We start from the raw sequence: 3,499 nt of genomic DNA, 5'->3' as shown, positions 1-3,499 counted from the left end.
CGGGGGAGAACGGATCGGTGCGAGAGGCCGAAGGGTCGGCCTCCTCGCCATGATCACCGCGATCCGGGAGGGCCTGGGACGGGTTCGGTTCCGCACCTGTAGCCCGGCCGCCTGGTCCGAGACCAAGCAGGTTCAAGGTCGTCGTCCGGACACGATCAATCGACAGCATCGTTGTCTCCCCTCAGAGCCAGCAAGCCGAGGATCCGCAACGTCTCACACCTGCACGGTCCATCATGGCCGTCGCGTCCCGGCGGTGCAACCTGACCCCCGGTCACAGCTTCGCCGGACGTTGACGACGATGCCCTTTGAGACATCGCCCTCGGAGGATCGGTTGATATGAGCGCGTGGGCGATGGCTGAGCGAGATCGCGCGTCTCTGCGCTCTCAGTCGGCCGCGAGGGCGATCAGCGAGAAGAACCCCGCGAGCAGGACGTTGCCGGCGACGACGAGAATGAGGACGGTCATGGCTGTGGTGGGCATCGCGTGATCGAAGGGCCGGTAGGCCCCCTCTCTAGCTCGTGCAACTGAACGGGAGGTGAAGTCCCGGCCGCTCCGCTTTCGGTCACTCAGGACTTCCGGTCACTCAGGACTTCCGGTCACTCAGGACTTGGATCAGGGCTTGGGCTTGTCGAGGCGTTCTAGGAGCTGCGCCATCTGGCTGGTCGGCGCTTGGGTCACGGTGTCGGCGAAGAGGGCACGCATGCCTTCCCCGAGCCGGCCTCGGATACGCGCATCGAGCGGCGGCTTTCGTGGCTCGGGCTCAGCAGGCTGGTGCTTGGCGTCGCTCTGCGTCTTCACCACCGAACTCTCGCTCCAAGCGGGACGCCGGCACGACCGCGATCCCCACCGCAGAATGTCATCCTAGGGTTGACGAAACGTGACCCGAGGGAGCGTGGCATCGCCTCGGCGGAGTCGCTTCTGGGCAGAAAAGGAACGCCGTTCTGTCAAGCTTATTCGGCACCCCGGAGCGTCAAAAAAAACCCGGACGGGGACTGCGGACAGGAAGCGACGGCGACACAAAGGCTTGTGTCCGATGACGTCGGTTCGTTCCACCTCATCCCTCTTTTGAGTTCGCTTCAGGTGATAGACGGCCGGGCAGAGCCGGGGTTAGTAACCGCTCAAGCTCGACGAATCAGCAAGCTGAATCGCTGGGTGGCCACTGCGTGATAAGGGGAAAAACCTGACGATGCAGAATATCACACTCACCTCCAGCGAGCGTGACACTGTTCTTGCAGCATTGCGCTACTATCAATACTATCGCCTGCAGGGTCATCCCTTTGACCCTCGGCATGACCATTTGATCGACGCGATCGCATCTCATTCGGGCGATGCCCTTGATCTTGCGGAAGTCGACGATCTTTGTGCCGGATTGTACGGCAACACCCATGCCCTCGGCGCCGCTGCCTGAGGGTGAGCCGCTCTCTTCGGAGGGCCTTTCTCCTCAGGGAGCCATTCTCTCAGGGAGCCGCGGCGAGGTGGCCGCGGGCGCGGCCGATCGCAGCCTCGCAAGCGGCCCGGTCACCCTTCTTGTCGGCGGTGCGGGCTTCGTCCAGGGCGACTTTAGCTTGCATCGCCCTGTCGCCGCCTTCGCCGGCCTGCGCCGTTTGTTCCGGCGAGGCGGCGGGTGCCGCAGCACCTCCCTGACCGTCCTGGCCCTGGCCTTCGCGGGCGCCTGCCGCCGCCTTGCCGCTGGTGGAGGCCGAGATCGCGGTGGCGGCCTGATCCTTCACCTTGCTCTCGAGGGAGGCGATGGCCTCGCCGCAGGGCGAAGCCAAGACCGGCGTCGCGGCGATGAGGGTGGTCAGGGCGGTCGCGAGCGTTGCGAGTCGCGTCATGGCGAAGTGTCCTTGAGCTGATGCCGAGGGTCGCGCTGCCTTGGGACAGCGGTTCTCTCCACCAACCCCCGAATTTCGTCGAAGGTCCGCCTTCCCTGGTCGGGCGACCGGAGAAGGCGATGGTTCAGGCGCTGAGCTGGTTGCGGATCGGCAACTGGCGGATGCGCCGTCCGGTGGCGGCAAACACCGCGTTGGCGATGGCCGGCGCCACCGGCGGCACGCCGGGCTCGCCGACGCCGCCGAGCGGCTTGCCGTAATCGCTCGACGGCAGCAGATGGACGTGCAGTTCCTTCGGGGCCGCATCGATGCGGGTGATCTCGTATCCGTCGAAGTTGTTCTGCTGGGCTCGCCCGTTCTGGAACGTGATCTCGGCCGAGAGCGCGAGGCCCATGCCCATCACAACGGCGCCCTCCATCTGCGAGCGCACCCGCTCCGGGTTCACCTGCGGCCCGCAATCGACGGCGATGTCGACCCGCTTGACCGAGACCGTGCCCTTGGAATCGACCTCCACCTCCGCCGCCACCGCCGTGTAGGTGACGAAGCTGTAATGACCCGCGATCCCCAGGCCCCGGCCGCTCGGGAGCTTGCGGCCCCAGCCCGCGCCCTTGGCCGCCGTCTCGATGACCCGGCGCAGGCGCGCCGTCTCGATGGGATAGCGGGCCGGGTCCTCACCGTAGTTCCACACGTCGCCGAGTGTGGTCGGATCGATGGTCCGATCCGGGCCGATGAGGTCGAGGAGATAGTCCTTCGGGTCTCGCCCCGCCGCATGCGCCAGTTCGGCGATGAAGGACTGGATCGCGAAGGCGTGCGGGATGTTCGAGACCGAACGGAACCAGCCGATCCGCACATGCGCCTCGGCCTCCGGGTTCTCCAGCCGGACGTTCGGAATCGCGAGCGGCATGTTGGTGAGACCCATGCCGAGCTCGAACGGCAGCTGATTCTTGGCGCCGGGGGCGAAGATCGAGCCGATCGTCGGTGCCGCCGAACGATGCAGCCAGGCCACCGGCATGCCCTTGGCATCGAGCCCGGCTTCCAGGCGCTCCACCGAGATGGTGTGGTAGTAGCCGTGGTGGAGGTCGTCCTCGCGGGTCCAGATCAGCTTGACCGGCGCGCCGTCGACCTCGCGGCTGCACAGGGCCGCCTCGACGACGTAGTCGGGCTTCGACTTGCGCCCGAATCCGCCGCCGAGCAGCGTCACATTCACCCGGACCTTGTCGGCGGGCAGCGCCAGCGCCTTAGCGAGCCTGTCATGGGTCGCCTGCGGCGCCTGTGTGTTGGCCCAGGCCTCGCAGAACCCGTCCTTGATCCGCACCGTTGCGGCGGGCGGCTCCATCGGCGCCTGGACGAGGTGGGGCACGAAGTATTCGGCCTCGATGCGCTGCTTGGCCTTCGCCATCGTGCCATCGACGTCGCCCTGGTTGCGCACGACCTTGCCGGGCGCGCGCGCCGCCTTCTCCAACTCGGCTCGGAAGGCGACGGAATCGTAGGTCGCGTTCGGCCCATCGTCCCAAGTGATCTTGAGGGCCTCGCGGGCCTTCATCGCCGCCCAGGTGTTCTTCGCAATGACGGCGACGCCGCCGAGCGGCTGGAACTCGGACGGGATCGGGGGGGCGGGGATCGTGAAGATCTTCACGACACCGGGGACCTTCTTCGCCTCGCTGTCGT

Annotated in this window: 4 protein-coding genes; 1 reads left to right on the top strand and 3 read right to left on the bottom strand. The window is 66.5% G+C overall.

What is annotated here, in order from left to right:
• Positions 1-611: 611 nt before the first annotated feature.
• Positions 612-797 (bottom strand): hypothetical protein, encoded by a 186-nt coding sequence (locus ACFE7U_RS05810; RefSeq protein ID WP_375408782.1) that lies wholly within the window; start codon positions 795-797, stop codon positions 612-614.
• A 388-nt stretch (positions 798-1,185) separates the two neighbouring features.
• On the opposite strand from ACFE7U_RS05810, the gene ACFE7U_RS05805 reads away from it, so the two are divergent.
• Positions 1,186-1,407 (top strand): hypothetical protein, encoded by a 222-nt coding sequence (locus ACFE7U_RS05805; RefSeq protein ID WP_375408781.1) that lies wholly within the window; start codon positions 1,186-1,188, stop codon positions 1,405-1,407.
• Positions 1,408-1,456: 49 nt separating this feature from the next.
• Here the strand turns inward: ACFE7U_RS05805 and ACFE7U_RS05800 are convergent, their stop codons facing one another.
• Positions 1,457-1,834 carry a hypothetical protein gene (locus ACFE7U_RS05800; protein WP_375408780.1) on the bottom strand — a complete coding sequence of 126 codons (378 nt, stop codon included), beginning with the start codon at positions 1,832-1,834 and terminating at the stop codon, positions 1,457-1,459.
• Positions 1,835-1,958: 124 nt separating this feature from the next.
• Positions 1,959-3,499 (bottom strand): xanthine dehydrogenase family protein molybdopterin-binding subunit (locus ACFE7U_RS05795; protein WP_375408779.1); only part of this gene is annotated, 1,541 nt, incomplete at its 5' end.

The sequence above is a fragment of the uncultured Methylobacterium sp. genome (assembly GCF_964251405.1).
GTDB lineage: Bacteria > Pseudomonadota > Alphaproteobacteria > Rhizobiales > Beijerinckiaceae > Methylobacterium.
This window is presented reverse-complemented; position numbering and strand designations above follow the sequence as displayed.